Consider the following 3,228-nt stretch of genomic DNA (forward strand, 5'->3'; position numbering starts at 1 on the left):
CAGCGCGTCCGGGTCCGCTGGCAGGGTGCGGGCCTCTGGCCGGTGCAGGGCGGCCAGTTCCACGGGCATGCGGCGCAGGTCGGCGGGCAGGAAGAATTCGCCCGGCGCGGCGGACAGGATGCGCACCACCCAGTCCGGGGCGTTGCGCAGGATGGCGCGCACCTTCTGCACGAATTGCAGTTCCTGCGCCACGGGCAGGGGGCAGCGGTCGCACACCGTGCCTGCCGTGCCGCCGGTGCCGAAAACATCGGACGCCGGTGCGTGGTCGAGGCCTCGATTCCTTCCGTTGCCGCCATCGCCCGCCGCAAAGGCCGTGCGCGAGCGCAGAAAGGCCGGGGCGTTCCATGCCGCGCCGAAGTCGGGGTGGGCGTCCAGCCGGGTGAAGTCGTCGTCGGCGTCGGTGGCCACGCAGCACGGTCCGAACGCCCCGTCCGGATAGATCATGCCGCTGTAGTACAGCCAGTCGCAGCGGCGGCGGGCCTTGTCCTTTCCACCGCCTCCTTCTGCCCCACTGCCCTCCGCAGTCTCCTCCGCCGTATCGACCGCCGTATCCACCGCCGTATCCACGGGGGCGGGCGCGGGCGGCATGCCGTCCGCCGCCAGCCGCTGCACCAGCGTTTCGCGCCGGGCAAGGCCAGCCTCGTATGCCGGACCGGAAATGGGCCGCCCCGGCATGGGGATGGTCATGGGGTGCACTCCCTGTTCGCCGGGGTCGCCGGGGGGCAGGGCATAGCCGGGAAAGAATTCCAGCAGGTCCAGCCCCATGTCCGCAGCCATGGCGCGGGCCGCGTCCACCTCGTGCTGGTTGTGGGCAAACAGCAGGAAGCGCCATTCCAGCAGGGGGAATTGCAGCCCCATCTCCCGCTTGCGCCGGGCCAGCGCGGCAAGGTTGTCCGTGACCAGCCCAAAGTCGCCCCCGCGCCGATATTGGGCATAGGTCGCCGCGCTGGCCCCGTCCACCGATGCGCTGAGCATGCCGAGGCCGGAACGCAGCAGCGCCTCCTGCCGGGCCGGGGTCAGGGGCACGCTGAGGTTGGTGGAAACCACGGTGAAGGCTTCTTCGCCGGCGGTGCGGGCCAGGTGCTCGTGCAGGCGCGGGTGCAACAGCGGTTCCCCGGCGCTGAAGTACCAGGCCAGGAACAGGTCCGGGGCCACGTCCGCGGCCAGCCGTTCGTGCAGGGCCGCGTCCATCAGCGAGGGTTTGCGGCGGATGGCGCCATTGCCCACGGCGCAGTACGGGCAGTGCAGCTGGCACAGGGTGGCGCAGTCCACGGTGAGGTCGAAGGGGTGGTGCGCCACCCGCGCGGCCCCGGCCCGGCGGGCGCGCAGGGCCAGCAGGAAGTTGGCGTACTTGCGCACCTCGCGCCGGGCATCGCGCACGCGGGGCAGGATGTGCGGCAGGGCCAGGTCACCCACGGCTGGCCTCCTCATCGCCGTCCGGCAGAGGTGGCGGCGTGGGCGGCGTGTCCGCGCCGTTGCCTTCCGTGAGGAAGCTGCGTTCCTCGTAGGTCAGCACCACGCGCTCGGCCACCGGATGCGAACCACAGGCGGCATGGGGTGCGTCGTCCGCGTCCGCGTCCGGTGTGCGGTCGGTGCCCGGTGCACCCGTCCTCACCATTTCCTCGCGCCACGCGCCGGGCGGGGCGGGTTCCCGTTCCCGCGCCATCAGGGTGAGCCGCTTGGAATGCTCCAGCAGCCGGGCGAAGCGCCCCGGCGCGTGCAGGCCGTTTTCGCGCCCCTCGTGGGTGCGCACCGAATACAGGGTGTACGGTACATGGGTGAAGCGCGCCCCGCCAAGGGCAAAGCGCAGGAAGCATTCGTGGTCGTCGGCGTCGGCGGTTTCGTCAAAGGGGCCGAAGCGGTCGTGCAGGACGCGGCGGTACAGCTTGGCCACCCCGCACAGGTACCAACTGCGGAACGAGGCATCGAAGGAATGCTCCGGCAGGCGGAATTCGCGCAGGATGCGCATGTCGTCGTCCACCACGAACATGTCGGCGTAGGCGAAGTCCGCCGTGTCGTTCCTGAGTGGCAGGGCCAGGGCGGAGAACAGTTGCGGGTGGCAGATGTCGTCCGCCGGGACAAAGGTGCAGTACTCGCCCGTGCAGTGGGCAAGGCCCCGGTTGTAGTTGGCCGTGGAGCCGCCGTTGGCCTCTGCCCGCAGGAACACGATGCGGCGGCCCGTGCGGGCGTAGCGGGGGTGCACGGCGCGCTCGATGACGTCCGTCGCCGCGTCGTAGCGGCAGGCGTACGAGGCGGTGGCCCCGGCCACGTCACGCAGGAAGCGCCGGATCACCGCCACGGAATCGTCGGTGGAGGCGTCGTCGGTGATGACGATTTCCAGGTTGGGGTAGTCCTGGAACATCAGCGCATCGAGGCAGGCCCCGATGTACCGCCCATGGTTGTAGCTGGGCACCACCACCGAGATCAGCGGATGGCCATCGCGGGCGGCGGCGTGGAAGTGTCGGTCCTGATTCATGGCTGCTCCTTGGCGGACCTGGCCGCTCTCCCCCCGGTATCCCCCCCGGGTTTTTCCCCGTCCGGAAAGCCGTAGTAACTGGCCCGGAACGGCGCGGGGTAGTCCCCGGCGGCAAGCAGGGCGCGGGTCAGTCCTGCTGGCGGGGCTGCGGGCGTGCAGGCCAGCAGGGCGGCGTTGATGGCCGCCGGGTCGCGCATCAGGGCCACCGGCAGACGCAGGCCGTAGTTCCACGCGGTCATGCGTTCGGCGGGTGCGCCAAGGTCGAAGGTGACCGGGTACAGCCCGGCCAGCACCGCCTCGGACAGTGTGTAGGAATACGTTTCCGGCCACACGGCGGGCAGGAATGCAAGGTGGTAGCCGCCGTGGCCGTTTCCCGGCGTCGCGTCTGCCACGTTTCCGTCCGCCCTGCTTCCGTCTGACGAACCGAGCAGGTCGAGCAATTCTTTTTCGTCATAGCGGCCCGTGACGGTCACCCCAAGCTGGCGCAATGTTTCGTCGCGGTCTGTGTAGCCCACCACGGTGAAGTGCAGGGGCAGCCCCGCCTCGCGGGCGTGGCGGGCGCAGGCTTCCAGCACGTGCGATCCCTTGTGCGGGCCGATGGCCCCGATCACCGCCACCCGTAATGCGTCGTTGGTCCCGCGCGACGAGACGGCGAGGGTAGGCGTGCCGCCCGAGCGTCCGGTCGCGCTCGCATGGGGCAGAGCCGCGTGGGGCATGCTCGCACGGGCGAGGGGCGACGTTTCCGGATGGGG

Annotated in this window: 3 protein-coding genes; all 3 read right to left on the reverse strand. The window is 70.7% G+C overall.

What is annotated here, in order from left to right:
• Window positions 1–1,416, reverse strand: a 1,416-nt coding sequence (locus tag FVW27_RS11300; RefSeq protein WP_167125195.1) for a radical SAM protein, incomplete at its 3' end; no start/stop codon positions are given.
• Window positions 1,409–2,476 (reverse strand): glycosyltransferase family 2 protein, encoded by a 1,068-nt coding sequence (locus FVW27_RS11305; protein ID WP_167125197.1) that lies wholly within the window; start codon window positions 2,474–2,476, stop codon window positions 1,409–1,411. The genes FVW27_RS11305 and FVW27_RS11300, both read right to left, overlap by 8 nt.
• Window positions 2,473–3,228: glycosyltransferase family protein (locus FVW27_RS11310; RefSeq protein ID WP_167125199.1), on the reverse strand; the 756-nt coding region annotated here is incomplete at its 5' end. The genes FVW27_RS11310 and FVW27_RS11305, both read right to left, overlap by 4 nt.

The sequence above is a fragment of the Nitratidesulfovibrio liaohensis genome (genome assembly GCF_011682075.1).
GTDB lineage: Bacteria > Desulfobacterota > Desulfovibrionia > Desulfovibrionales > Desulfovibrionaceae > Cupidesulfovibrio > Cupidesulfovibrio liaohensis.

What these genes read in the sequence shown, in the direction of transcription:
- FVW27_RS11305 (WP_167125197.1), bottom strand. Translation starts at nt 2,476, where the DNA reads ATGAATCAGGACCGACACTTCCACGCCGCCGCCCGCGATGGCCATCCG.